22 protein-coding genes and 2 pseudogenes are annotated in these 24,961 nt (G+C 62.9%); 8 read left to right on the forward strand and 16 right to left on the reverse strand.

Translation table 11 applies throughout. The annotated features are described in order from the left end of the window. Both IVB47_RS33890 and IVB47_RS33895 read left to right on the forward strand, forming a co-directional pair. A pseudogene (locus IVB47_RS33890) lies at window positions 1-589 on the forward strand (ABC transporter substrate-binding protein); the annotation flags it as partial. Window positions 590-983: 394 nt separating this feature from the next. Next, window positions 984-1,174, forward strand: a pseudogene (locus tag IVB47_RS33895) (hypothetical protein); the annotation flags it as partial. 46 nt (window positions 1,175-1,220) lie between these two features. Here IVB47_RS33895 and IVB47_RS33900 read toward each other — a convergent pair. The 4 genes from IVB47_RS33900 to IVB47_RS33915 all read right to left on the reverse strand — a co-directional run bounded on the left by IVB47_RS33900 (window position 1,221) and on the right by IVB47_RS33915 (window position 5,970). Next, entirely contained in the window at window positions 1,221-2,222 is a 1,002-nt protein-coding gene (locus tag IVB47_RS33900; RefSeq protein ID WP_247468071.1) for a sensor histidine kinase, read from the reverse strand. Between the two features lie 384 nt (window positions 2,223-2,606). Then, a complete protein-coding gene (locus IVB47_RS33905; protein ID WP_027569401.1) occupies window positions 2,607-3,665 on the reverse strand; it encodes an alpha/beta hydrolase in 1,059 nt (352 codons plus the stop codon). Between the two features lie 250 nt (window positions 3,666-3,915). Next, entirely contained in the window at window positions 3,916-4,773 is an 858-nt protein-coding gene (locus IVB47_RS33910) for a metal-dependent phosphohydrolase (protein WP_247468073.1), read from the reverse strand. Window positions 4,774-4,908: 135 nt separating this feature from the next. Beyond that, window positions 4,909-5,970, reverse strand: coding sequence for a class I SAM-dependent methyltransferase (locus IVB47_RS33915; RefSeq protein WP_247408078.1), 1,062 nt, complete (start codon window positions 5,968-5,970; stop codon window positions 4,909-4,911). A 352-nt stretch (window positions 5,971-6,322) separates the two neighbouring features. Between IVB47_RS33915 and IVB47_RS33920 the strand changes: the two genes are divergently transcribed. Together IVB47_RS33920 and IVB47_RS33925 are read left to right on the forward strand one after the other, a co-directional pair. Then, window positions 6,323-6,997 carry a response regulator transcription factor gene (locus tag IVB47_RS33920; protein WP_027569404.1) on the forward strand — a complete coding sequence of 225 codons (675 nt, stop codon included), beginning with the start codon at window positions 6,323-6,325 and terminating at the stop codon, window positions 6,995-6,997. A 1-nt stretch (window position 6,998) separates the two neighbouring features. After that, entirely contained in the window at window positions 6,999-8,408 is a 1,410-nt protein-coding gene (locus IVB47_RS33925) for an ATP-binding protein (protein ID WP_247468076.1), read from the forward strand. A gap of 19 nt (window positions 8,409-8,427) precedes the next feature. Here IVB47_RS33925 and IVB47_RS33930 read toward each other — a convergent pair whose 3' ends face one another. Beyond that, a complete protein-coding gene (locus tag IVB47_RS33930) occupies window positions 8,428-9,729 on the reverse strand; it encodes a M20/M25/M40 family metallo-hydrolase (protein ID WP_247468078.1) in 1,302 nt (433 codons plus the stop codon). A gap of 240 nt (window positions 9,730-9,969) precedes the next feature. Between IVB47_RS33930 and IVB47_RS33935 the strand changes: the two genes are divergently transcribed. Next, window positions 9,970-11,058 carry a TRAP transporter substrate-binding protein gene (locus tag IVB47_RS33935; protein WP_027569406.1) on the forward strand — a complete coding sequence of 363 codons (1,089 nt, stop codon included), beginning with the start codon at window positions 9,970-9,972 and terminating at the stop codon, window positions 11,056-11,058. A gap of 76 nt (window positions 11,059-11,134) precedes the next feature. Here the strand turns inward: IVB47_RS33935 and IVB47_RS33940 are convergent, their stop codons facing one another. The 5 genes from IVB47_RS33940 to IVB47_RS33960 form a co-directional block, all read right to left on the reverse strand. After that, the gene (locus IVB47_RS33940) at window positions 11,135-12,790 is read right to left on the reverse strand and encodes a TRAP transporter large permease subunit (RefSeq protein ID WP_027569407.1); all 1,656 of its coding nucleotides are present in this window, start codon (window positions 12,788-12,790) and stop codon (window positions 11,135-11,137) included. A gap of 27 nt (window positions 12,791-12,817) precedes the next feature. Beyond that, the gene (locus IVB47_RS33945) at window positions 12,818-13,399 is read right to left on the reverse strand and encodes a TRAP transporter small permease subunit (protein WP_027569408.1); all 582 of its coding nucleotides are present in this window, start codon (window positions 13,397-13,399) and stop codon (window positions 12,818-12,820) included. A gap of 169 nt (window positions 13,400-13,568) precedes the next feature. After that, window positions 13,569-14,603 (reverse strand): GTP 3',8-cyclase MoaA, encoded by a 1,035-nt coding sequence (moaA, locus tag IVB47_RS33950; RefSeq protein WP_247360364.1) that lies wholly within the window; start codon window positions 14,601-14,603, stop codon window positions 13,569-13,571. A gap of 108 nt (window positions 14,604-14,711) precedes the next feature. Further along, the gene (locus IVB47_RS33955; protein ID WP_247468080.1) at window positions 14,712-15,209 is read right to left on the reverse strand and encodes a hypothetical protein; all 498 of its coding nucleotides are present in this window, start codon (window positions 15,207-15,209) and stop codon (window positions 14,712-14,714) included. Between the two features lie 134 nt (window positions 15,210-15,343). Then, window positions 15,344-16,033, reverse strand: a complete 690-nt coding sequence (locus IVB47_RS33960) for an HAD-IA family hydrolase (RefSeq protein WP_247468082.1) — start codon at window positions 16,031-16,033, stop codon at window positions 15,344-15,346. Between the two features lie 176 nt (window positions 16,034-16,209). Between IVB47_RS33960 and rpiA the strand changes: the two genes are divergently transcribed. From rpiA to gor, 3 genes are read left to right on the forward strand one after another with little or no spacing between them, the layout of a single operon-like run. Continuing rightward, window positions 16,210-16,923 (forward strand): ribose-5-phosphate isomerase RpiA, encoded by a 714-nt coding sequence (gene rpiA / locus IVB47_RS33965; protein WP_247286714.1) that lies wholly within the window; start codon window positions 16,210-16,212, stop codon window positions 16,921-16,923. A 2-nt stretch (window positions 16,924-16,925) separates the two neighbouring features. Further along, entirely contained in the window at window positions 16,926-17,444 is a 519-nt protein-coding gene (locus IVB47_RS33970; protein WP_027569412.1) for a DUF2059 domain-containing protein, read from the forward strand. A gap of 54 nt (window positions 17,445-17,498) precedes the next feature. Beyond that, window positions 17,499-18,887, forward strand: a complete 1,389-nt coding sequence (gene gor, locus IVB47_RS33975) for a glutathione-disulfide reductase (RefSeq protein ID WP_247468084.1) — start codon at window positions 17,499-17,501, stop codon at window positions 18,885-18,887. A gap of 6 nt (window positions 18,888-18,893) precedes the next feature. Here the strand turns inward: gor and IVB47_RS33980 are convergent, their stop codons facing one another. The 6 genes from IVB47_RS33980 to IVB47_RS34005 form a co-directional block, all read right to left on the reverse strand. Further along, window positions 18,894-20,033 (reverse strand): glucuronate isomerase, encoded by a 1,140-nt coding sequence (locus IVB47_RS33980; protein WP_247433636.1) that lies wholly within the window; start codon window positions 20,031-20,033, stop codon window positions 18,894-18,896. A gap of 334 nt (window positions 20,034-20,367) precedes the next feature. Then, window positions 20,368-20,553, reverse strand: a complete 186-nt coding sequence (locus IVB47_RS33985) for a hypothetical protein (protein ID WP_247433640.1) — start codon at window positions 20,551-20,553, stop codon at window positions 20,368-20,370. A gap of 63 nt (window positions 20,554-20,616) precedes the next feature. Continuing rightward, the gene (locus tag IVB47_RS33990) at window positions 20,617-21,843 is read right to left on the reverse strand and encodes a carboxylate-amine ligase (protein ID WP_247468086.1); all 1,227 of its coding nucleotides are present in this window, start codon (window positions 21,841-21,843) and stop codon (window positions 20,617-20,619) included. A 21-nt stretch (window positions 21,844-21,864) separates the two neighbouring features. Further along, window positions 21,865-22,692, reverse strand: a complete 828-nt coding sequence (locus tag IVB47_RS33995) for a class II glutamine amidotransferase (RefSeq protein ID WP_247286706.1) — start codon at window positions 22,690-22,692, stop codon at window positions 21,865-21,867. 92 nt (window positions 22,693-22,784) lie between these two features. Next, window positions 22,785-23,411, reverse strand: coding sequence for an FMN-binding negative transcriptional regulator (locus IVB47_RS34000; RefSeq protein WP_247408094.1), 627 nt, complete (start codon window positions 23,409-23,411; stop codon window positions 22,785-22,787). Window positions 23,412-23,485: 74 nt separating this feature from the next. After that, window positions 23,486-24,952: a PLP-dependent aminotransferase family protein gene (locus tag IVB47_RS34005; RefSeq protein ID WP_247468087.1), complete on the reverse strand. Its 1,467-nt coding sequence runs from the start codon at window positions 24,950-24,952 to the stop codon at window positions 23,486-23,488. Between the last annotated feature and the right edge of the window lie 9 nt (window positions 24,953-24,961).

Below are 24,961 nucleotides of genomic sequence, written 5' to 3' on the forward strand. Positions count from 1 at the left end.
TGCCGACCTCTCGGGCCTCAAGATGCGCATCGGCGGCATTGCCGGCCAGGTGCTGCAGAAGGTCGGCGTGGTGCCGCAGCAGCTCGCCGGCGGCGACATCTATCCGTCGCTCGAGAAGGGCACCATCGACGCGGCCGAATGGGTCGGCCCCTACGATGACGAGAAGCTCGGCTTCGCCAAGGTCGCCAAGTACTACTACTACCCGGGCTTCTGGGAAGGCGGTCCGACCGTTCACGCCTTCGCCAACATCGACAAGTGGAACGAGCTGCCGAAGAACTACCAGGCGATCCTCACCAACGCGACCGTCAACACCAACACCTGGATGGCCGCGCGCTACGACATGGTGAACCCCGGCGCGCTGAAGCGTCTGGTCGCCGGCGGAACGCAGCTTCGCCCGTTCACCAATGAAGTTCTGGAAGCCTGTCTCAAGGCGACCAACGAATTGTGGGGCGAGATCTCGGCCAAGAATCCCGACTTCAAGAAGTCGATCGACGCCATGCAGGCCTACCGCTCCGACGAATATCTGTGGTGGCAGGTCGCCGAATACACCTACGACAGCTTCATGATCCGCTCGCGCACCCGCGGCTGATCTTCGAGCAAGTCGCAAGACGACACGCCCGGTCTCGTTCGCGAGGCCGGGCTTTTTCTTTGGGGCGACACCGCGGAGCGGCGTTGTCGCCGCGGTAGGGGCGGGGCGTCCAGCAAAAAATCTGAAAAACAACCCCATGCACAGTAGACGAGGGGCGAGAGGACAAGGCGCTGCGAGTGCAGCCAACAGCTTGATGCGATGGAGTTAATGGCAGGCAGGCCCGGGCATCGCGCGGTCGATGGCAACTTGGCATTTTGGGAGCCAAAAGCGGGGTGGGTCAGGCGTACGAAGCGACTGCTTCAGCGAGACCGTTTGACTCGTCGGGCAAAACAGTGGCAGAAAGGCATTATCGTATAATCCGAAATTGGCGCCTCGGTGGTCAGCCTGGGTGACGATGAGCTTCGATCCCGATGAGGTTCAAAGCGCGCTGCGCAAGGGCTGGTCGTTGGCAACCGCCAGACAATGGACGGCGAGCATCCGGCGGCAGGACAATGCAACGTCACTTCGCTATTGATTCACGAGCTCTTCGGCGGCGACTTGCTGAAGACGCCGCTTCCGGCCGGCGACCATTTTTACAATCGCATCAATCGCAGACGGGTGACAGGAGTGGGCGCGGGAAATCAGCTGAGCATCAATTCGCAAGGCGGTCTTTGCTCATGCGCAGGATGATCACCACACCCTCTTCCGACCAGTCAAAACTTATAGCCCCGCCAAGCTGGGCGGCCATACTTCGGTGCACCAACTGGCTTCCGAAGCCTTCGAGCTTTGTTGGAGCGACAACAGGGGGACCACCCCGCTCCGTCCACTTGACCAACACCTCGTCCTCGTGGGCGTTGCACGATACGTCCAAGGTGCCACTCGAAAGCGACAGCGCACCGTATTTCGCAGAGTTGGTTGCCAGTTCGTGCATCACCAAGGCGAGTGCTGTGCTGGAAGCTTCTCCCACGTTCATCTTGGGGACCGAGACGCGAATACGAACACTGGCTCCCTCCTCGTCGTACGGCGCAAGCAGAACGGAGATGAGGTCTCCAAGCAGCGTCCCCCCTCTGTTGTGTCCTGGTACCGGGCGAACGAGGTCCTGAGCACGTCCAAGAGCGATCAGGCGGCTGGTCAGCTCCTGGGCCATATCTTCTTTTGATGCTGCCGAGCGTGAGCTGATTTGAGTCAGCGCCGTTGCGACGGTGAGAAGGTTTTTCAGCCGGTGGCTCATCTCGCCCGCCAGTAGCTCGTTGGCTTCCTCAGCTTGCTTGCGTTGGGTGACATCCAGGAAAATACCGAACATAGTTCGATCCGCTATGTCGGCGTCGTCGCCTTGGCCCCGAGCGGAAATCCAACGAATATCGCTTCCGGTTAGAATACGAAAATCGATCTCGTAAGAGCCCACGACTGCGCGAGTAGCCGCAAATGCTGATCTGACCCTCTCAAGATCGGCCGGGTGGATACTCTTGGAGAGTATTTCGAACGTAATGTTCTGCTCGTCCTTGGACACCTCCCAGAGGTCGTACGCGGGTTCATCCATGGTGATGGCGTCGGTATCAACGTTCCAGGACCATAGAGCGACACCGGCCGCGCGAGTGGCAGCCCGAAGGTGCCTTTCGTGCCACAACGGCATCGTCACCTGGCTAGGAAACATCGCGCTTTGCTTTCCTGCTGATCCGACCAGATCGGCATCTCTGCCGACGGGCGATCGACAGATACCATACCCCGTAGAAAAGGTCTCGGTTCGACCGGGAGGGCGGGTTGAAGTGTGGTCCCGTGCCCGAGTTGGCTCAGAAGCGATCCTCAAACGAGCCATGAGGCTCGCCGACGGCCATAAGTGGCGCTGTTCGTCTGCGACTACGCATTGCTTCGCGAACCTTCATTCAGCAATTTGAGCTGGTGCCGATTGAACACATCTACGAACCGATGGGCATCGCCACAAACCGTTGGCGAGATGCCGGGTCATCACGTCCTTTGGGGCGCTCGGCATTTTATTCGGAAATTCCGTGCCGCCGCTTTCTCGCCAACAATCTGCCCGTCAGGCGCCGGTAGTCTCCCGGGGCTGTTGTACGCCCGGACCCTCTTTTCCATGGATCAACACGGCCTCGGCAGCAGCTTCGTCGATGGCTGCCATCACGTCAGCAGTTGCGGAATAATGAATCATGTGTCCCGCTCCGTCGATCCGGCGCAATTTGCTCTGCTTGACCTCGCCGTGCAGCCTGACCGACTGCTTGATATCGATCAGACGATCGTCCTGGCCTGCGATAATGATCGTCGGCATCTTGAGCTCTGCATAAGTCTTCGAACCTGAGAATGCGGCGGGGATCAACATCGTCGCTTCAGCCGCTGTGGCCCGCATCTGTGATGGGCGGAGCGCCATTTCTTTCGGAAAGCCCGCGAACTTGTTCGGGACCGGCCGGGGGCCAAACAGCTTGCGCAACATCGCGGGCCACATCATCCGACCGGCTAGCGGCGAAATCGTGGAGCTGATGACGTCCCCGACCACTGGTAGGGCGGACAGCACCGACGCGGCGCTGTCCGCGCGGGGAGTCGGGAAATAATAGCCCGAGGCCAGCACGAGAGCCTGCACGAACGAGGGATGTCTTGTCGCCAGCGCAACCGCAACCGACGCTCCCCACGAATGGCCAAGGACAATCGCTTGAGAGACCCCCAACTGATCGAGCGCCTTCTTGAACAGGTCCGCTTGGGCATCCGGGGTCCAGACGACGTGCCTCGGCCGCGAGCTATGCCCAAAACCGGGACGATCGAACACCATGACCCTGTAGTTCTCGGCCGCGAGATCGATCAATCCACTCGCGTCGAAATCCTGGACCATGCTGCCATTGCCGTGAAACAAGACCAGCGGCTTGCCCCTGCCGCGTTCCAAATAGTGCAGGCGGACCCCCTCGACGTCGATGAACCGCCCCTGCGGAGGATTATCGCGTTGCGCTTTGTTCGCGAGCCGCCGGTTTATGATTGCGGTAGCCGCGATGAGAGTACCTGCGGCAGCAAATGCGGTGGCGCCCGGATGTCGCGTGAGGGCGGCCAGGCAGTCGGACAGAAGCGAGGGGGAACGTGTTCGTCGTGCAACCCGCATGTGCATTACCTTCGGTGGTCTGCACGACGCCTCATGCAAGTGAGAAATGTTGCAGCCGAGGCAAACGGGGATGCGGGGTGTTTGGTTCCTCGATGAAAAGCAGACGTCCGAGCCGGCGCGAGGTTCCGGCGAACGGCCTTTGGCGTTGGTGCAGACTCGCGCGTGCAATACGGGGCGCGAGTAGCCGATAACGGCGCCCCCTCAGGCCGCGCCGGCCTCTTTGCCGAAAACCACGGTTTAGAACGCCGATCTATAGCTGTGGACCAGACAGTCTGACTTCTCGCTCAGCGCGTAGGACATTGCCATACAGGCTGCTGATCCATTGCCGTCCGCTCGAGGTTACATTCAAGCAGCGGATGGCAGCCTGGATTTGGGGTGCAACCTTGGTCCAGTAGAATTGAGGGTATTTGTACACCACATCCGCGGGCGTGGCGTATCCGAGCGATTTGTTGAGCCCGATCTCCTCAAATTCATAGAAGAGCGCATTTGACTTTTTCATGTAGTTCGGATCGCCGAGCTGACCAATCAGATCAGCGGCGCGGAGCAGCAAACCTTCCTCCTCGTCCAAGTCATCCTTGAGTTCGCTCGTTGGTTCGTCCGTATAGGGAAAACGGGTATATTCGATGGTCCTGGCAACGCGAGCGGCGTCGATCTGGTCGACGGCGTCGAGACGCTCCGCGGCGAACAATTTCGAGCGGTCCACGTGATAGGGTGCAAGCGCTGCATCGGAGGAGCCGATCGGCAACTCCACCGTTCGGCCGGTACCATCAACGACATAGGCTCCCTCTTGGTCTCCATGGATTATTCCCCGAACGTAGCCGATGTCGTGAATCAGACAGGCCAGGATGAAGTGAGCATAGTCGCTCGCCGTCGTCGGCCTCAGGAGGGAGCGGCCGATCAGAATGTCGTGCCCGACCAGCGTGACCAACAACGTGTGCTCGACATTGTGGTATAATGCATCGCTGTTGCCGATACATTCCAGGGCAAGCTTTGCCGCGTAGGGGAGCAATTCCGGTAAGGTGGCATGCGACGAGCCGAAGCGGCCTCTTGTCTCCGAGATCAGGAACGCACCGAGCGCCTGGGACGTCAGTTCTGGAATCGTTATCACCGGCAAGCTCCTCAGTTCGTCAGGGCACGGACCAATGCGATACCGACTTAGAAGTTGCTAGCGCGCGCCGCGACGCCGGGGCATCTGTCCATTAGCGCGCGGCGGCTTGCAGGACCGAGGCAACGGCCGGATCGGTCAAGGACGCACTTCGAAGATCATGTTGAACGGCGTCTCGGTGGCGCGGCGGAAGCGCTTGAAGCCCGCTTCAGTCGCCACTTGACGCAATCTGCTTTCACCGGCCTGTGCGCCGAGCCCCAAGCCCACTTCCTGAGACAGTGATGCCGGCGTACAAATGAATGTCGAGGCGTGGTAGTAGACGCATCCGACCGGGTTGAGATTGTCCTTGAGATTGTCATGAGCAAACGGCTCGACGATCATCCAAGCCCCATCCTTGGCTAGCGTTTCCTTGACATGCTTGCCTGCACCCACGGGATCGCCCATGTCATGCAGGCAATCGAAGAACGCCACCAGATCATAGTCTTTGGCTGGAAAATCCTTGGCACTGGCCTGCGCGAACGTGATGCGGTCTCCAACGCCCGCTTCTTGTGCCAGGACCTTGGCGCGTTCAATCGAAGGCTTATGGTAATCGAACCCGAAGAACTCTGAATTGGGGTAGGCCTGCGCCATCACAATCGTAGAGGCGCCGTGGCCGCATCCGACGTCGGCTACCCTGGCGCCGGCTTTCAGTTTCGCTTCGACGCCTTCGAGCGTCGGAATCCAGTTCGAAGCCAGATTGGCGTTATAGCCCGGCCTGAAGAAGCGTTCGGTGCCGGAGAAAAGACACTTCGAATGCTCGTGCCAACCAACGCCTTTCCCGGTTCGAAACGCTTCGGCGACTTTGGGTTCGTCGAGATAGGTGGATTGCACGACATCGAATGCGCCTGCAAAGAAGGCTGGCGACCCCTCTTCGGCGAACGCCATGGCTTGCTCCGCCGAGAGTGAGAACGCATTTTTTTCCGGATGGTAGTCGATGTATCCGGAGGCGGCCTGTCCGGACAGCCATTCGCGCACGTAACGCTCATGCAGTCCGGTCTTCTTCGCAAGCTCGGACGGAGTGATCATGGCACCATCCGCCATCGCCTTGTAGAGTCCGAGGCGATCGCCGAGCAGTATGCTGGCGCCGCCAAGCGCGATGCCGAGGTCGCCGACCAGCTTTCCTACCAGCGCGTTCAGCTTTTCAAGGTCTGGTTCACGCATTGCAGCTTCCTCCTCTTTGAGAACAGCCTCATCGTTATCCAAAAAGCCTAGGGCGACCGGCGGATCGGAAGCATGAAAGGGTTCGCGTTCCGGCGAATAGCCGTGGGCCGCTTGATGTCAGAATGGGCCAGAAGCGGTAACGTTTGATCGAGCCGCGGATTCCTTGCCTGCAGCCCAGCAGCCGACATGCGCGGCCATATGGGCACCGGCCCGACTAGCTTACACCAACCTGACAAAGTTAAAAGCGAAACCGGGCTCGCTTGTGTTCTGGCCGAAATCGTGCGGATGGTGGAAGAGGTCGTAGATGCGGCGCGAGCCGTGCTTGCACCGGAACATCCCGCGGGAAAATGCGATGCGCCTTCTGATCGTCGAAGACAATGCCGAGCTGTCGCGGCTCGTTGCCGGCGGGCTGTCGGCGGCCGGCTATGAGAGCGACATCGTCGGCAGCGTCGCCGAAGCGCGCGAGGCGGTCAGCAGCGTCAGCTATGCCGCGATGATCCTGGACCTCGGACTGCCCGACGGCGATGGCCTGTCGGTGCTGCGCGAGCTGCGCCGGCAGATGGAGCCGTTGCCGGTGCTGGTGCTGACCGCGCGCGGCGGCTTGCAGGACCGCGTCAGCGGCCTGCGCAGCGGCGCCGACGACTATCTCGCAAAACCTTTCGCGATGGAGGAGCTGGTGGCGCGGCTGGAGGCGATCCTGCGCCGTCCGGGCCAGTTGCTCGGCCGCTCGCTGCGCCTCGCCAACCTTGTCTATGACACCGAAAGCCGCCAGATCTTCGTCGACGACCAGCCGCGCATCATCTCCGCGCGCGAGACCTCGGTGCTCGAGATCCTGCTGCGCCGGCAGGGGCGGGTGGTGCCGAAGAAGAACGTCGAGGACCACATCTTCGGCCTCGACGGCGAGGTCGCCTCCAACGCGGTCGAGGTCTACGTCTCGCGGCTGCGCAAGCAGCTCGCCGAGCACGGCGCCAAGGTCGTGATCCACACCATCCGTGGCGTCGGCTATCTCATGGCCGAGGAGAAATAGCGTGGCCCGGATCGGATCTCAGGCCGGATTCCGCGCCGGGATCCATGCGAGGTCGCCCACATTCAAATCGCTGATCTGGCGTATCGTGTTCCTGCACATCGTGGCGGTCGCGGTGGTCGCGATCTTCCTGCCGCTGGTGCTGTTCTGGCTGCTCAACTCCGAGATCGACCAGCTGCACCGCGACGCCATGCGCGCCCAGGCCGAGGTGTTGGCCGAGCGCATCGTCGTCCAGCCCGACGGGCTGCTGACGTTCAACCTGCCGGACAGTCTCAAGGGCCTATATTCGGAAGCCTATGGCCGCTACCAGTACGACATTCGCGATGCCGAGGGACATCTGCTGTTCTCGTCGCGTCGCAAGACCGGCACTGCCACGGTCGCGCCACCGCCGCTCTCCGAGACGATTTCCGGCGCTGGCGTCACCCGCACCATAGACGGCAAGGTGATACGCATTCGCGTCGCGGAGGACCTCGCGCACCGCGACGTCATCATCGACGACATCGTGTCGAACTTCTTCCGGCGGGTCGGCTGGATCACCATTCCGATCCTGCTGGTCCTGCTCGCCATCGACATCATCATCTTTCGCCGCGCTGTCGCGCCGCTGTGGAAGGCCTCCGAGGAGGCAAGCAATATCGGTCCGGCGCGCACCGACATCCGCCTGCCGACGGAGCAGATCCCGCGCGAGATCATGCCGCTCGTCACCGCCGTCAACCAGGCGCTCGACCGCCTCGAGGACGGCTTTCGGGTGCAGCGGCAGTTCACCGCCGACGCCGCGCACCAATTGCGCACGCCGCTCGCGATCCTGCGCACGCGAATCGAGACGCTCGGCGACGGCGCTGCACGGCAGGCGCTGCATGCCGACATCGAGGGCATGAGCCGCATCGTCGCGCAGCTGCTGGAGATCGCCGAGCTCGACACGCTGGTGCTCGATCCCGGCGAGACCGCGGATTTGCGCGCGGTCTGCGCCGAGGTGGTCGGTTCGATCGCGCCGCTCGCGATCGCGCAGCACAAGGACATCGCGCTGAGGGGCACCGAGGCGCCGGTGCTGATCCACGGCAATTCCGTGATGCTCCAGCGCGCGATCTTCAATCTCGCCGAAAACGCCATCAAGTTCACGGCAAAGGACACGTCGGTCGATGTCGATGTGAGCGAGGACGGCGCGGTGCGCGTGCGCGATTGCGGACCGGGAATTGCGGAAGGCGAGCGCGAATTGATCTTCCTTCGCTTCTGGCGCGCCGACCGCCAGCGCAGCGACGGCGCCGGCCTCGGGCTGTCGATCGTGCGCGCGGTAGCGGATGATCACGCGGCGACGGTTGCGGTGGAGAATCTTCCGGGCGGCGGCGCGCAGTTCACGCTGCGGTTCAGGCTGGCAGAGAAGCCGGGCGACGTTGAATTGAACGCGGTGCGGCACTGACGCTGCACCCTTGCGAGCACTATTTCAGCTTGCGGGTGGACAAATCCATGATCATGCGCGTGGTCAGATAAAGACGCGGCACGATGCTGTTGAGCTGCACATATTCGGCATCGTTGGAATGCGCGCCGAAGCCCGACAGGCCCATGCCTTCCACGACGGCTGCGCTGGCCTTGAGTGCGGCAAACGCCGCATCGGTGCCGCCGCCGGTCGCCTTCTCGTCGACCTTGAGGGGCAGTCCGATCTCCCCATAGATCGTCTTGCCGTGGGCCGCGACGCGACGTGAGGCGTCGTTAGCCTCAAGCGGCGGACGGCGCACCTCGAATTTCAGCGCGACCTTGGAATCGGGCAGCAGGTGATTTTTGATCTTCTCCTGAAGTGTCTTCTCGAGCTCGTCGAAATCGGCGACCTTGAGTGCACGTGCGTCGGCCTGGGCCGTGGCCTCCGCGGGGATGACGTTGCGGTTGGTGCCGGCCTTGGAGACGGTCCAGTTCAGTTTCAGGCCCTGCTCTGGTTTGGACAGGTCCTTCATCTGCAGCAGCTGGTGCGAGAGTTCGTACAGCGCGTTGACGCCGCCCTCGGGCCGTGAGCCCGCATGCGAGGACTTGCCCTGCACCGTGAGATAGGCCGAGCCGATACCGCTAGTGGCCAGCCGCAGCGTGCCGTCGGTGCCGCCGCCTTCAAACGAGAACACCACGTCCTGATCCGAGGCGAATCTGGTGATGGTGCTGCGCCAGCCCGGTGAGGAGATCTCCTCGTCGCCGTTGGTGAGCACCGTGAGCGTGCCGTAATCCCGGAAGCTCAGCTTCTGCAGCAACGCAACGGTGTGGAGAATGAGCGCGACGCCCTGCTTGTCGTCGGCAATGCCGAGGCCGTAGGCCTTGTCGCCGTCGATGCGGAACGGTTGATCCTTCAGCATGCCCTTCAGGTACACGGTGTCCATGTGGGCGATCAGCATGATCTTCTTGCTGCCTGTGCCCTTGAATACGGCGTGTACGGCCGGGCCGATCTTCTCGGGTGTGTCGTCGAGGCGATAGACGTCTGTGGGTTGCAGGATTTGCACCGTGCCGCCGAGCTGCTTGAGCTGGCCGGCAACGCGCTCGGCGATCTGGTTCAGGCCTTCGACATCCTTGCTGCCGGATTCGATGCTGACGAGATCGCGCAGCGTGTCGAGCAGCGGCTGCTGCTCCTTTTGCGCCAGCGCATGGACGTCGGCCATGACATTCGCGCCGGGCTCGGCGTGGGCCGGCATTGCCGCACAGGCCAGCCAGAGCGACGCGATCAACGGACCAACGAGCGATGGAGCAGGGTGCGATCGAGACATGCGTAGTAGCCTTAGATTGGGGGGATGGCGCGGTATGCCCGTGTTTCCGGCGCTTGTCACGCGCCCGGCACACCCATCAGGCACCGCCGAGGCGAACGTGACGTGGAGGGCGAGGGTCGGTCGCCTAAGTCTAAAGTCGTAGGATCGGATGGGGATGGAAATCGGACGACACATGTTCCATGCTGGCCTCCAAGCCTCGGCAAGAAGGCCCACCGTCACAATCCATCAGGGTAGGAAATCATGAAAAGACGAGATTTCATCAAGGTCACCGGGCTTGGTGCGGCGGGTGTCGCGACGCTCGCCGCTCCAGCGATCGCGCAGACGACGCCCGAGATCAAATGGCGCATGCCGACGAGCTGGCCGAAATCACTCGATACGCTCTATGGCGGTGCCGAGATGATGGCCAAGATGGTCGCGGAAGCGACCGACAACAAATTCCAGATTCAGACATTTGCCGGCGGCGAGATCGTGCCGGGCCTCCAGGTGCTCGATGCCGTGCAGAACGGCACCTGCGAAATCGGCCACACCGCGTCCTACTATTATTTTGGCAAGGACCCGACCTTCACCTTCGGATCGTCGGTGCCGTTCGGACCGAACATGCGCATCAACCAGGCCTGGTACACACTGGGCGGCGGCAGGGAGATCCTCAACGAGTTCTACAAGAAGTACAACGTCGTCTCGCTGCTTGCCGGCAACACCGGCTGTCAGATGGGTGGCTGGTTTCGCAAGGAGGTCAAGACGCCCCAGGACTTCAGCGGGTTGAAATTCCGCATCGGCGGCTTCGCCGGAAAAGTGATGGCCAAACTCGGCGCGGTGCCGCAGCAGATCGCCGGAGGCGACATTTATCCGGCGCTGGAGAAGGGCACCATCGACGCCGCGGAATGGGTCGGACCGTATGACGACGAGAAGCTCGGCTTCGTGAAAGTCGCGCCGCATTATTACTTCCCGGGCTGGTGGGAAGGCGGGCCCATGCTTCTGGCCTTTGTCAACCAGGACAAGTGGAATGCGCTGCCGAAGCACTATCAGAGCATCCTCGAGCAGGCAGGGCACTACGCCAACAACTGGATGATGGCGAAGTATGACCAGGCCAATCCGCCGGCGCTGCGGCGCCTGCTCGCGGCCGGCGCCAAGCTGCATCCGTTCTCGCCCGAGGTCATGCAGGCCTGCTTCAAGGCATCAAAGGAGCTGCACACCGAAGTCTCGGCCACCAATCCGGACTTCAAGAAGGTTTATGAATCGCTGACCGCGTTCTCGAACAACGGATATCAGTGGTTCCAGGTCGCCGAAGTCGGCTATGACAACTTCATGGCGCGCAATTCGCAGAGCTGATCGCCGGGCGCTATCGGCCCAAACGAAAGAACCCGGAGCGAAAGCTCCGGGTTCTTTTTTGCGGACGGGCCGGGCGCTATTGCTTCGGCTGGCCGAAGTCGAGCGGCGGCAGATCGATCTGGGGAATATCGATCTTGATGCTGTTGGGATCGACTGTGGACTGCACGCCCTTGTAGTGCATCACCATCGACGGGAACGTGATCACCAGCAGCACCATGATGAGCTGGATGACGACGAACGGAACCGCGCCCCAATAGATCTGTCCTGTCGTGACCGGCTCCATGCGTTTGCCGGTGACGCGATCGGTATAACGTTCCTTTGGCGCGACCGAGCGCAAATAGAACAGCGCAAATCCGAACGGCGGGTGCATGAACGACGTCTGCATGTTGACGCCGAGAATGACGCCGAACCAGATCAGGTCGATACCGAGATGCTCCGCCGCGGGCCCGAGCAGCGGGATCACGATGAAGGCGAGCTCGAAGAAGTCGAGGAAGAACGCCAGCACGAACACGAACGCGTTGACGAAGATCAGGAAGCCAACCTGGCCGCCGGGTAGGGAGGTCAGCAGGTGCTCGACCCAGACGTGGCCACTGACGCCGTAGAAGGTGAGCGAGAATACGCGTGCCCCGACCAGGATGAAGACGACGAAGGCGGAGAGCTTTGCCGTCGATTCGACCGCCTGACGAACGAGGTCCCAGGTCAGCCGACGTTTCATGGCACCGAGAATGAGGGCGCCGGCTGCGCCCATCGCACCGCCTTCGGTGGGCGTCGCGACACCGATGAAGATCGTGCCCAGCACCAGGAAGATCAGGAACAGCGGCGGCACCATCACGAAGGTGGTCTGTTGCGCCATCTTCGAGAGGAAACGGAAGCCCGTGAGCTTGTCGATGGCCCAGTTCGCGATCGCGACGAAGAAGGCGAAGAGGATGCCGAAGAACATGCTGAGCACGACGAAGTCGGCGCCGTGGGTCTCCGAATTCCGCATCATGAACCAGCCAAACACGCAGCTCGCCAGGAACAGCACGCCCAGCGACCTCAGGCCGCGGTCACCGCTTTCCTCGCGGAAGCCGATGGCTTCCTTCGGCAGGCCCGGGGCGGCGTTCGGGAAGATCAGGGTCACGAGGAACGCGTAGCCCGCGTAGAGGGCCGCGAGCACCAAGCCCGGAATAAACGCGCCCTCGTACATGTCGCCGACCGACTTGCCGAGCTGGTCGGCCATCACGATCAGAACGAGCGAGGGTGGGATGATCTGCGCCAGCGTGCCGGAGGCCGCGATGATGCCGGTCGCCACGCGGCGGTCATAGCCGTAGCGCAGCATGATCGGCAGTGAGATCAGGCCCATCGAGATCACCGAAGCCGCCACGACGCCGGTCGTCGCCGCGAGCAGGGCACCGACGAACACCACCGCGTAGGCGAGGCCGCCGCGGATGGTGCCGAACAACTGACCGATGGTGTCGAGCAGATCCTCCGCCATGCCGGAGCGCTCGAGCACCAGTCCCATGAAGGTGAAGAAGGGAATGGCGAGCAGCGTGTCGTTGTTCATCACGCCGTAGACGCGCTCCGGCAGGGCCTGGAGAAAGTCCGGGTGGAATTGTCCGAGCTCAACGCCGATGATGGCGAAGAACAAGCCGACGGCGCCGAGCGAAAATGCCGCCGGATAGCCGAGCAGCAGCACGACGACGAGCGTCGCGAACATGATGGGCGCCAGATTGGCGATAATAAACGCGGTCATGACTTCCCCCTAAACCGTCGCCAACGGCTACTTCTTTTCGATCGCTTCGACGAGGTGCTCGACCTCGGCCTCCAGTGCGGACACCTGCGACTCGTGTGGGTCCGGGATCATGCCGCGCATGATGGCGATCCGCTTGATCAGCTCGGAGATGCCTTGAACGAGCAGGAGGGCGAAGCCGACCATGATCAGCGACTTGGCCGGCCATTGCGGCAGGCCGCCGGCGTTGCCGGATTGCTCGTTGATCTGGAGCGAGCGCAGGAAGAACGGTACCCCGGTGACGATCATGACAACGGTCAGCGGGATCAGGAAGAAGATGTGCCCGATGATGTCGATGATGTTGCGAGCCCGCTTCGGCATCATGCTGTTGAAGATGTCGATCCGGATGTGCTCGTTGTCGAGCAGCGTCCAGGACGCGCACAGCAGGAACACGATGCTGAAAAGCACCCATTGCAGCTCGAGCCACGAGTTGGAGGACGTGTCCAACGTCTTCCGAATGATCGCGTTCAGCGCCGAGATGATCACGGCGAGCAGGATCAGCCAAGCCAGACGCTTGCCGGTCCAACGTGTGAACGCGTCAATTCCATTGCTCAGCTTCAGGAGCGCTTGCAAGATTGGTCCTCCCCGATTTGCCCCGGCCGTCTTGACTGCGCCGAGTGGCGCGTTGGCTTGTCTCGCCGCGCAGGCATGAGGCAGCCGCACCAAACCAGCGAGTTTGCCGCCAGTCAATCGGAAGTTTGTTGATAGTTAAGGGGAATAAGCCGCGGCCGGCCAGCCGATGCTAGCCGCCGGTGACGCTCATGTGCCTGCTGACGCTGGGGCGGTCGTGGCGGCGGTCGATGATGAAGTCGTGGCCCTTGGGCTTGAGCCCAATGGCGCGGTCGATCGCATCCGCAAGCAGCGAATCGTCGTCCGATGCACGCAAAGGTTTGCGCAAATCGGAGGCATCCTCGTGGCCGAGGCAGGTGTGCAACGTTCCCGTGCAGGTGACGCGCACGCGATTGCAGGATTCGCAGAAATTATGAGTCATCGGGGTGATGAAGCCGAGCTTGCCGCCGGTCTCGGCGACGCTGACATAGCGCGCCGGCCCGCCGGTGCTCTCGGCCAGATCCGTCAGCGTGAACTGCTGGGCGAGGCGCGCGCGCACCAGCGACAGCGGCAGATACTGATCGATTCGTCCCGATCCGATCTCGCCCATCGGCATGACCTCGATCAGCGTCAGCCCCATGCTCTTGCCGTGGGCCCAGCGCATCAGGTCGGGAAGTTCGTCCTCGTTGAGGTTCTTCAGCGCAACGGCGTTGATCTTGACCGCGAGGCCCGCAGCGCGCGCCGCCTCGATGCCCTCCAGCACCTTGTCGATCTCGCCCCACCGGGTGATCTCGCGAAACTTCTGCGGGTCGAGCGTGTCGAGCGAGACGTTGATGCGGCGGACGCCGCAATCGGCGAGCTCGCTGGCGTATTTCGCAAGCTGGGTGCCGTTGGTGGTCAGCGTCAGCTCGCTCAGCGCGCCGCTCTTGAGATGCCGCGACAGCGAGCGCACCAGCGTCATCACGTTGCGGCGGACCAGCGGTTCGCCGCCGGTGAGCCGCAGCTTCTTCACGCCCTTGGCGATGAAGGCCGAGCAGAGCCGGTCGAGTTCCTCCAGCGTCAGCAGGTCCGCCTTGGGCAGGAACGTCATGTCTTCCGACATGCAGTAGAAGCAGCGCAGGTCGCAGCGGTCGGTGACGGAGACGCGCAAATACGAGATGGTCCGTCCGAACGGATCGGTCATCGCGCTCGACAGCGCGGCGCGGGGGCTCGCGGAAAGTCCGTTCATACCAAATGCCTTGTCACTTGCGGCAACGCGAGCAGTTTTGCTTCAGCGGCGTCCTGGAAGCAATCTAAGCATCGAACGCGTCAGAGACAATTGGGCGGATGACGGAGGTCAGCGCTTGCCGGTGTTCGGATCGGGGAACGGCGAGCCCGCGGCCGGTGCAGCAGCAGCCGGGGCAGCGGCGGGCGCCACCGGTTTCGGCCTCTTCGGCCGGTGCGGCTTGCGGACCGGTTTCGGCGGCACGGCCGCCTGGAGCTCCGCGAAAATCGGGTTGGGGTCGGTGGTGACCGAGGCGGGGGTGGTGAAGTCGCCGGGATTCCTGATGACATTCACCGGCACGCTCACCGGCTGGTATTTCGGCAGCGCGAAAGCGACCGTGAAGGGGACCTCGGGGGCGGGAACCGAGACGGAGCAGGGGGTCTTGCAGCCTGCACCCAGTGAGGTCGTGGCGTCAGCGCCCGGGGGATTGGATTCGAGCCGGACCTGAACGGTCGGCGGGGCCGATTTGAACATGTCCCAGGAAGTCGAAGACATTGAGGAGCAGCCGGCAAGACTTGTTGCCCCGATGACGCTTACTCCAGCTAACGCAAACGAGATGACACGACGCATGACATCCACCTAGTGCGACGAACCGCCACATCCCCGGGCGAAGTTAGGAGCGTCGTTCTAAGCAAGCAACCGGCCGGCCGCGCATAGTTAGTAGATGGTTAACGCGGGATTCTGGAATAATCAAGATATTTCAGCTACTTGAGAGCTTCCTGCGCAGTCATCAGGCTGCTGGCGGCGGCCGGAAGGTCGCGCATGTGGTGGATCAGCCGGTCCGGCTTCAGCTCGGCGATCGGCACGTCCGTATAGCCGAAGCTGACCCCGATCACGGGAACTCCGGCGCGCCGGGCCACGCCGACATCGGGTCCGGCATCGCCGACCATGATGCTGGCTTTGACCTCGCCGCCGGCCCGCGCCACCGTTTCCCGGAAAATGGTCGGATCGGGCTTCTGGACGCCAAAAGTGTCAGCGCCGCAGATCGCCGCGAAGCGCCGGCTCAGGTCGAGCTGATCCAGCAGGCGCTTCGACAGCCATTCCAGCTTGTTGGTGCAGACGGCGAGGCGATGGCCCCGGGCCGCAAAATGGTCGAGCGCGGCCTCCAGCCCCTCGAACGGCCGGGATTCGACGGCGATATTGTCGGCGTAATAGGCGATGAAATCGGCCGTCATCCGGTCCATGTCGGCAACCGTGACGCTGCGGCCCTCGGCTTCCAGCCCCCGCTCGATCAGCTTGCGGGCGCCGGCGCCGATCATGTTGCGGGCCGAGGCCATCGGCACGGGCGGCAGCCCTTCGCGGTCGAGCACGTAATTGAGCGCGGTGATCAGGTCGGGCGCCGTATCCACAAGGGTGCCGTCGAGATCGAAGACGATGGTGTGGGAGGAGGTCATGGTCCAGCGCTACCGGCCCGGCCCCGCCCGCGCAAGGGCCGAAGCCATAAGATCACCTTATAAGGTGGGCCCGGAGGCCTGTTCCCCCAGACCCTGTTCTCCGAGGGAAAACGAGGCTACACAAGCCGCCGCAAGCCTATCGGGCAGCACACTCGTAATTCAGGGACGGCGCAAACGTGAACATGGACCAGTTGAAGCGGCAGGCTGCGGCGCGCGCCCTCGAGGACGTCCGAGACGGCATGCAGCTCGGGCTCGGCACCGGCTCGACCGCAAAACATTTCGTCGAGCTGCTCGGCGAGCGGGTCCGCGCCGGACTGAAAGTGATCGGCGTGCCGACCTCCGAGGCGACGCGCCTCGATGCAATTCGCTGCGGCGTGCCGCTGACCACGCTGGACGAGATCGACCATCTCGACATCACCGTCGACGGCGCCGACGAGATCGACACAGAACTCAATCTGATCAAGGGCGGCGGCGGCGCGCTGTTGCGCGAGAAGATCGTGGCGGCCGCCTCGGATCGCATGATCGTGATTGCCGACGACACCAAATGGGTGCCGACACTCGGCCGCTTTCCGCTACCGATCGAAGTCATCCCGTTCGGGCTCGGCGCAACGCGACGCGCGATCGAGAAGGCGTTTGCGGAATGCGGCGTTTCCGGGCAGATGGCGGTCCGCAAGGGCAAGGACGGCCACGTTTTCGTCACCGATGGCGGCCACTGGATCGTCGATGCCCAGCTCGAAAAGATTGAGGATCCCGCCCGCCTCGCCACGGCGTTGAGCGCGATCCCCGGCGTCGTCGAGCATGGTTTGTTCATTGGCTTGGCCAGCTCGGCTGTTTTGGCCGGTGGCGAGGGAATTCGCGTGATTGAACGGCGAAAGCCGAAAGGAGACTAGGAATGAAGAGCGTTTTGAAATTGTTGCCGGTCGTGACCCTCGCTGTGGGACTGGCCCTCTCGGTCGCCCCGGCCGGGGCCCAGCAGGCAGCGGCGCCGAAATCGTCGCCGGCCGCCGTGGCGGCGGCCAAGGAGATCCTGACGATCAAGAACGCCAGTGCGATGTACGCCAACGCCGTGCCTGGCCTGGTCGATAAGACCAAGATCGCGCTGATCCAGCAGAACCTCAACTACCAGAAGGACCTCACCGAGGTCGCCCAGATCGTAGCCCAGCAGCTCAAGGGCCGCGAAAGCGAAATCGGCGATGGCATGGCGCAGGTCTATGCCAGCGAGTTCACCGAGCAGGAGCTGAAGGATCTCGTCACTTTCTACAAGTCGCCGCTGGGCAAGAAGCTGATCGAGGCCGAGCCGCGCGCCATCGGGCTGAGCATGGCCTTCATGAACTCCTGGGCCCAGAACTTCTCCGAGACCGTGATGGGCAACTTCCGCGCCGAGATGCGCAAGCGTGGCAAGGAAATCTGACAGTCCCTATCTGATCAGAATCCGGATCATGTTCTGAAGAGGTCGGAGTGGACAATGGCTGAATTCGACGTCGACCTCTTTGTCATCGGTGGCGGTTCGGGCGGCGTGCGTGCCGCCCGCATCGCGGCTGGTTACGGCGCCCGCGTGATGATCGCGGAAGAGTACCGCATGGGCGGGACCTGCGTGATCCGCGGCTGCGTGCCGAAGAAGCTGTTCGTCATCGGCTCGCATTTCCGCCATGAGATCGAGGACGCCGCCGGTTTTGGCTGGACCGTTCCGCCTGCGACCTTCGACTGGCCGACGCTGATCGCCAACAAGGACAAGGAGATCGCGCGTCTGGAGGCGGCTTATACCGCCAATGTCGAGAAGTCGGGCGCGCAAATCGTCAAGAGCCGCGCGGTGATCGAGGACAAGCACACTGTCCGCCTGCTCGAGAACGACAAGAAGATCACCGCAAAATACATTTTGATCGCTACCGGCGGCGCGCCCAATCATGGCGCTCCGATTCCCGGCATCGAGCACGTGATCTCCTCCAACGAGGCGTTTCACCTAACCAGGCTGCCGAAGCGGATCGTGATCCAGGGCGGCGGCTACATCGCGCTGGAGTTCGCCGGCATCTTCGCCGGCTTCGGCTCCGACGTCACGGTGATCTATCGCGGCGACAACATTCTTCGCGGTTTTGACGAGGATGTTCGCGCCCACGTCCGCGCCGAGATGGAGAAGCAGGGCATCACCATCCTCACCGGCTGCACGGTGGCGAGGGTCGATCGCCACGGCGAGGAATTCACCACGCATCTGTCGAACGGATCGAGCCTCGCCTCCGACCAGGTGATGTTCGCGATCGGCCGCCATCCCGCCGTCGCCAATCTCGGCCTGGAGAAGGCCGGCGTCGCCATCAACCCGCGGAACGGCGGCATCGCGGTCGACCATTTCTCGAAGAGCTCGGTCGACAGCATCTATGCGATCGGCGACGTCACCCATCGCTTCAACCTGACGCCGGTCGCGATCCGCGAGGGCCACGCGTTCGCCGACACCGTGTTCGGCAAGCGCGAGGTGCAGGTGGATCACGCCAACATCCCGACCGCCGTGTTCTCGCAGCCGGAGGTCGGCACCGTCGGCCTCACCGAGACCGAGGCGCGCGCGCAATTCAGCCATGTCGACATTTACAAGACCACGTTCCGCCCCATCAAGGCGACGATGTCAGGCCGCGATACCCGCGTGCTGATGAAGCTCGTCGTCGACGGCGCCTCCGATCGCGTGCTCGGCTGTCACATCGTCGGCGATGCCGCGGCCGAAATCACGCAGGCGGTCGCGATTGCGGTGAAGATGAAGGCGACCAAGGCCGATTTCGATGCGACGATCGCGCTGCATCCGAGCGCGGCCGAAGAGCTCGTCACCATGCGCACACCGACCGCACGCCACGTCCGCCAGGCGGCGGAGTAACTCCGCTCAGCCGTAGAGGTAACCGACTGGCTTGCCCTCGGTGCGCAGGGGACGGATGTCCTTCTGTGAGATGATCTGACCGGCGAGGCCGTCGATCTCGTCGCGTTGCGTCGGCGTCCAACTGCGGAGGTCGTTCATGCCTTTGAGGAGGCCGAGCCGAAGGACCTGCGTGTTCTCACCCACGCCGACGAGACTTGTGGCGTTCTTGCCCGCTGTCACCACATCGCCGGCCGTGAGCTCAAAGGTCTCACCAGTCTTGTTCCTGAATTCGGCCGTGCCGCGGATCACGCGGTAGATCACGACCTCGCCCTTGGCGAAACATGTAGTGTTGGCTGCTGCCGACGCGCTCTTGGGCAAGAGCGATTGGCCGCGCGGATCGGTTGCGATGATGTGGCCGGTGACGAGATGGCCGCTCGGGACTTCGATCCCGATATCGCGCACGTAAACCGGCATGGCCGATTTGATCGGGCTGTCGGTGAGCGGCTTGAACAGCGCATCGAGCGCCAAGGGGTCTTGAAGCCAGAAACCTGCATCGACCGGGCGATCGTGCAGGGAATGGCTCCAGGCCACCCGCGGCGTCTCGGCCTCGTTGATCTGGTCGGGACCGACGATGGTCGGGTTTGGAAACGTCGTCGGGTCAGTGATGAACGCTTCGAGGAATTTGCCCGAATAGCCCATCGAGATCGGATCCGGCACCACCGTCTGCGGCGTCTTCAAATTCTCTTCGGTCGACAGTCCCGACCAAGTGTAGAACAGCTGGCGGTGCACGATCGCGCTTTGCAGCATCACCGCGCCGGGGCCAACATTGTAGAAGCGCCCGTCATAGTCGAAGGTGAACGCGCCCGAGGTGACCAGCACGAGCTGAAAGCCGCCCGGCGGCAGATGAAGATGGAAGTCGGTCGGGCCGGTGTCGGGCAGGTAGATCGGCAGATTGGTCGCGACCTCGTGCAGCAGGAAGGTTTCGTTGTTGGCGTGAAAGCCCTCGTTGGCGCGATTGTAGAGGGCCTGCGGCCGGTACGTTGCCTCGAACTTCGCATTCCGGTCGCGATCGATCGCCACGAACTCCTGATCGTTGAGGCGAAGGGGCGCGCCGTCCGGACGGGTGAGGCCGGTGATTTTGAGATCGCCGGCGGCATGCACGTTCATGGCATTCTCCGATCTGGCCCGCTCACCCTCTCTCGGCGCACGCTTCTTGCCGCTCCAATCGGGAGAGCAGGGGATCAGGACTGATGCTGCCTTGCGAATTTTGGGCCAGTCGAGGTGCTGTGCGACACGCAAGGTTTGGCGACTCGCCGCCACGCGAGGAAAAATCGAGGTTGCACCTGAGGTTAGCTGACACCCTTCGCCAGCCTGCATGGCCATGTTCGCCCGGTCTGCAAACCTCGCCACGAAACGTGTCTTGTCTAATTTGTCGGCATCCTGGCGCGGACGTGCAGCTGCGCCGATCAGAGGAAGTCGGCGGCCGGATGTCTGAAGCCGTTCATTCGAAAGATCGACGGAGGGTCCGCTCGGGCTTGCCGTACGGGCTGTCAGCCCATTTCGCCATGTCCACTGCACGCGCCTCGATGAGCTCGCACCACAGGCAGCTGAGCTCCGCGAGACCTTTGGCCGAGAGCATCGGAATGAGGCCATGGCCACAGCCGGCGCAACATTTGACGCGATTCATGGTTCTCTCCGCGACTTTCCGGATTCAGGAGCGACATCGTTGCTCCCGAAGCTTGCGCGGGCGCTATGAGGGCGCGGGAACGCCTGCGGCCGGGGTGCTCGTCCCCGAGATCGTCGCGTCTGCGATCCAGCGCGACACCGCGGCGATGTCCTCCGCATTGTCGCGGAAGGCGCGAAGCTGGAATTCAGCCGAGCTGCCACGTTCGACGATGGTACGACAGTGTTCGACCTGGGCGGCGCAGTTCAGCGCGGCGGCGTCTTCGGCGATGTCCTCGATCACGCGGGAGAGCAGCTCGGAGATCTCGACCGGCCCGTCCTTGGAGGCAAAGATGCAATCGGTGCCGTAGCGCTGGGCGCGCCATTTGTTCTCCACCGCGATCGCGCGTTCCACCGCGGTGACCTCTTTCGACAGATGAGGCCGCAGGTAGAGATAGCGGGTCAGGCAGCGATAGAGCGAGGCAATGGCAACGGCGTCGTCGACGAAGGTGCAGGTATCGGGCGCACGCAGCTCGAGCGTCGGGTGCTTCATGGAGGGGCGCATGGCCCACCAGATGTGGCTTTCATCGGGGATCACGCCGGAGCGCTGCAACGCGCCGACATATTCGTCGTAATCCTGCCTGCTCTCGAACAATTCTGGCAGGCCGGTGCGCGGCAGCTCGGAATAGGCGGCGAGCCGATAGCCCTTCAGCCCGGTCTTGTGTGAATTCCAGAACGGGGAGGAGGCCGACAGGGCGATAAACAACGGCAGATGCGGCAGCATCGCTCGCATCACCGCCATGCGCTTGTCCGGATCGGGCAGCTGGACGTGGACATGCATGCCGCACATCAGGTTGCGGTGGCCGATGCTGCGCAGATCCTCGATCATCTCCTCGTAGCGCGGCTTCGGGCTCGGCTGCGACATGCGCCAGACCGCGGTCGGATGTGTGCCGCAGGCCATGATCACGAAGCCGTATTGTGCCGCGACGTTTGCGACTTCGCGACGCAGGAAGCGAAGCTCTTCGCGCGCGTCGGCGACGTCGACATGAACGTTGGTGGCGACCTCGAGCTGCGACTGCAACATCTCCCGCATCGCCTGGCCGCCGGTGGACCAGTTCGCAGATTCGAAAAGCTCATTCGGGGTCTGGATCGCGACCTCAAGGCTGCGCCGATCGGCGAGGAAGTATTCCTCCTCGATGCCGAACGAATATTCCGCGGCTTTGCCGCGTCCGCCGGCGGAGCGAATGACGAGGTGCTGCTTGTCTTCCGAGGAATCGAGCCGCAGAAGTTTCAAAACGTCTGATGCAAATGTCATTGTGCCACCCGGCCAAGGTATTTACCTGCGGGCGATAATCCTTCTGACAGGGGCGGGTTCCGCGTCGGCCCCACCGGAAATTGCAAGGTCGAACGGAACAATTTTCGCGCTTTCGGACGCACGTGCGACCAGCGCGTGATTCGGGGGCACTTCTGTCCAGTCCGTTTCCTTGTCGAACGGCTCGGACACCACGATGACCTGGCCGCCGGCCTCGCGGAAATACAGCGTGTTGGCGGCATCGTTGACGGCGACCCGGAAGGCATAGAGATCCCGGCCGTTGGCGATGGCGCTGGTGAAGCGCAGCCGCTCACGAAGCTCGCCTTCGTTGACGAGGCCGACGAGGGATCGCAGCACGCGATGCGTAGCGCCGAGTGGATCGGCATCGAGTCCCGCGCCCATCATGGCGAGAAACACGGCTTCCGAATCGGTCGTGCCTGTCCGCGAGGGGTAGTAGGCATCGGGGATCAGCGCCTCGACCTTGCGCCGCAGGCGGTTCCAGCTGCCGACGAAGCCGTTGTGCATGAACATCCACTGGCCGCAGGCAAAGGGATGGCAGTTCTGCCGCGTCACTGCCGTGCCGGTGGCGGCGCGCACATGAGCGAAGAACAGATGCGAGCGCAAATGGCGGCAGAGGTAGCGGAGATTCTCGTCCGACCAGGCCGGGCGTGTTTCACGATAAAGACCAGGCTCCGGATGCTCGCCGTACCAGCCGAGACCAAAGCCGTCGCCATTCGAGCCGGCGGTCGACTGGAGCGAGCGGATGCTTTGCGCGATCAGCGAATGCTCGGGCTCGGTGACGTAGGGTTCGAAAGACGTGGTCTCGCCCCGGTATGCGATCCAGCGACACATGGGAATCCTGTCAGGAGATGCTTGCTGAAATGTATCAACGAACCTGACAGGACGATGGTTCCCGACAGCGAGTGTCGGGAACCAAGTGGCCACTACACCGGAACCGGAATCAATGGCGCAACTTCGCGATCATCTGCATTCTCGCTCGCTGCGAGACCTTGTGCGACGCCGACGCGATCGGCCTCGGGACGGTTCTGGCTCATCTTGCGCTTGCCTTCGAACCGCACGACGGGAATGCGCACGCCGACGATTCCGCGCAACTGCGCGGCGATAAAATCGGCAGGGGCATCCGTAACGGCCCAAGGCTTGGCACGCGATCCTTCATGCCTGTTCGTGAGCCGCGTCACGACGTCGAGCAGGCGCTCGGGGTCTTGAAAGAATTCGACTGGGCCGTAGGCATGCACGGCGACGTAGTTCCAGGTCGGCACGACCTTTTCGGTTTCCTGCTTGGTCGCATACCAGGACGGCGTCACATAGGCGTCGGGACCGCCAAAGATCGCCAGCGCCTCTCCGATCGGCGGCAGTTTCCATTGCGAATTGGCTTTCGCCACATGTCCGTACAGCACGCCATGCTCGCCTTCGCCCTCGTCGAGAAAGAGCGGCAGCGGCGTGGCGACGGGGCCTTCGCTGGTGGCCGTGACCAGGCTGGCGAGGCGGGCGCCGTGAATGGTCGCCCGGATGCTCTCGATGTCGTCCTTGAAGGCGGGAGGGATGTACATGGTCTATCTCCGATGTTGGTCTGGAGATAGCCAAAATCTGGCCTGTAAGAAACTGCCAGTTATCGTCTATTTGATCAGTCCAGTTCGGCGACGGCCTGTGCAAGAAGCCTGCAGCCGCGCTCGATTTGTGCGACCTCCAGTGCCGAATAGCCCATAACGAGGCCGACTGTCTTGCGCGGTCGGCGAGGTCCGACGAACAGTGCCGAGACGGGATAGATGCCGACGCCCTTGGAATGGGCCTCCTTGATCAACGCGTCCTCTCGCTTCTGCGGCAGGTCGTCGAACCACGCCACGATGTGCAGGCCGGCGGCAGTGCCCTCGATCCGGACGCGATCCCCGAACCGGCGGCGAAGCGCGTCGAGCAGCGCTCGCTGGCGTTCGGCGTTGCGCCGGCGCACGCGCCTGATGTGGCTGTCATAGGCGCCGCTTTCGAGCATCGACGCGAGAGCGTCCTGCTCGATCAGCGGCGTGTGCCGGTCCATGATCTGCTTGGCCGCGGCGAACAGGGATCGCAGGGCGGCGGGCACAACAAGATAGCCGATCCGCAAGGTCGGCGAGAGCGTCTTGGAGACGGTGCCGAGATAGATCACATTGCCGCCGCCTGCCAGCGCGTGCAGGGGCGGGATCGGCTTGGTGTCGTAGCGATACTCGCTGTCGTAATCATCCTCGATCACGTAGGCGTCGTTTGCCCTGGCCCAGGCGAGCAATTGGTGCCGGCGTCCGATCGGCATGACGCCGCCGAGCGGATATTGGTGCGACGGCGTGACATAGGCGAGGCGGGCTTCAACGCCGTCGAGCCGCGTGGTCTCCAGTCCATCCGCGTCGACCGGGATCGGGATCGTCTCGGCGCCCGTCGCCGCAAAGGTGTGCCGCGCCATCTGGTAGCCGGGATCCTCCATCACGAAGCGCTCGCCGGCGTCGAGCAGCAGGCGCGCGCAGATGTCGAGGCCCTGCTGCGAGCCGTTGACGACGACGATCTGATCGACCTCGCAGCGGACGCTGCGCGACCGCCAGAGATAGCCTTGGAGTGCGGTCCGCAGCCGCAGCGCGCCGCAGGGATCGTCATAGGCCAGCCGCTCGGGCTTGCGCGCCATCGCAGCAGTCACGGCCTTCTTCCAGGCCACTACCGGGAAATCCGACGGTGCGAGCTCGCCATAGCGGAAGTTGGCGACGAGCCCGCGCGGCGGCTCGGTCCAGCGCGGCGGGTCTTGAAGCAACCGGTCCCCGAAGGCCGACAGCCGCACCTTCCGCGCCGACGCTCGCGACACTACGCGCGCGTGTCCCCGCTCGACGACGGCGCGGGCCACCCGCGGCCGCGCGCCATGGCGTGTCTCGATGAAGCCCTCGGCGGCGAGCTGTTCGTAGGCGATCGTGACGGTCGAGCGTGCCACGCCCATTTCGCCGGCCAGCGCGCGCGAGGACGGCAGCAACCCGTCGATCCCGTACACCCGCGCCAGGATCTGATCTCTCAAGGCCTCGTAGATCTGGCGCGCGCCCATGCGGTCGGCACGGAGAGCAGGATTGGTCTTCATCTGGATCATCCACATTCC

Source organism: Bradyrhizobium sp. 62 (assembly GCF_023073035.1).
Classification (GTDB): Bacteria; Pseudomonadota; Alphaproteobacteria; order Rhizobiales; family Xanthobacteraceae; genus Bradyrhizobium.

Excerpts from the sequence above, each read along its gene's own strand:
- IVB47_RS33920 (WP_027569404.1), top strand. The coding sequence starts at position 6,323 with ATGCGCCTTCTGATCGTCGAAGACAATGCCGAGCTGTCGCGGCTCGTT.
- IVB47_RS34005 (WP_247468087.1), bottom strand. The coding sequence starts at position 24,952 with ATGATCCAGATGAAGACCAATCCTGCTCTCCGTGCCGACCGCATGGGC.
- moaA (WP_247360364.1), bottom strand. The coding sequence starts at position 14,603 with ATGAACGGACTTTCCGCGAGCCCCCGCGCCGCGCTGTCGAGCGCGATG.
- IVB47_RS33960 (WP_247468082.1), bottom strand. The coding sequence starts at position 16,033 with ATGACCTCCTCCCACACCATCGTCTTCGATCTCGACGGCACCCTTGTG.
- IVB47_RS33905 (WP_027569401.1), bottom strand. The coding sequence starts at position 3,665 with ATGCGGGTTGCACGACGAACACGTTCCCCCTCGCTTCTGTCCGACTGC.
- IVB47_RS34000 (WP_247408094.1), bottom strand. The coding sequence starts at position 23,411 with ATGTACATCCCTCCCGCCTTCAAGGACGACATCGAGAGCATCCGGGCG.
- IVB47_RS33935 (WP_027569406.1), top strand. The coding sequence starts at position 9,970 with ATGAAAAGACGAGATTTCATCAAGGTCACCGGGCTTGGTGCGGCGGGT.
- IVB47_RS33995 (WP_247286706.1), bottom strand. The coding sequence starts at position 22,692 with ATGTGTCGCTGGATCGCATACCGGGGCGAGACCACGTCTTTCGAACCC.
- IVB47_RS33915 (WP_247408078.1), bottom strand. The coding sequence starts at position 5,970 with ATGCGTGAACCAGACCTTGAAAAGCTGAACGCGCTGGTAGGAAAGCTG.
- IVB47_RS33955 (WP_247468080.1), bottom strand. The coding sequence starts at position 15,209 with ATGCGTCGTGTCATCTCGTTTGCGTTAGCTGGAGTAAGCGTCATCGGG.
- IVB47_RS33940 (WP_027569407.1), bottom strand. The coding sequence starts at position 12,790 with ATGACCGCGTTTATTATCGCCAATCTGGCGCCCATCATGTTCGCGACG.
- IVB47_RS33980 (WP_247433636.1), bottom strand. The coding sequence starts at position 20,033 with ATGAACGTGCATGCCGCCGGCGATCTCAAAATCACCGGCCTCACCCGT.
- IVB47_RS33990 (WP_247468086.1), bottom strand. The coding sequence starts at position 21,843 with ATGACATTTGCATCAGACGTTTTGAAACTTCTGCGGCTCGATTCCTCG.
- IVB47_RS33985 (WP_247433640.1), bottom strand. The coding sequence starts at position 20,553 with ATGAATCGCGTCAAATGTTGCGCCGGCTGTGGCCATGGCCTCATTCCG.
- gor (WP_247468084.1), top strand. The coding sequence starts at position 17,499 with ATGGCTGAATTCGACGTCGACCTCTTTGTCATCGGTGGCGGTTCGGGC.
- IVB47_RS33970 (WP_027569412.1), top strand. The coding sequence starts at position 16,926 with ATGAAGAGCGTTTTGAAATTGTTGCCGGTCGTGACCCTCGCTGTGGGA.
- IVB47_RS33930 (WP_247468078.1), bottom strand. The coding sequence starts at position 9,729 with ATGTCTCGATCGCACCCTGCTCCATCGCTCGTTGGTCCGTTGATCGCG.
- IVB47_RS33900 (WP_247468071.1), bottom strand. The coding sequence starts at position 2,222 with ATGTTTCCTAGCCAGGTGACGATGCCGTTGTGGCACGAAAGGCACCTT.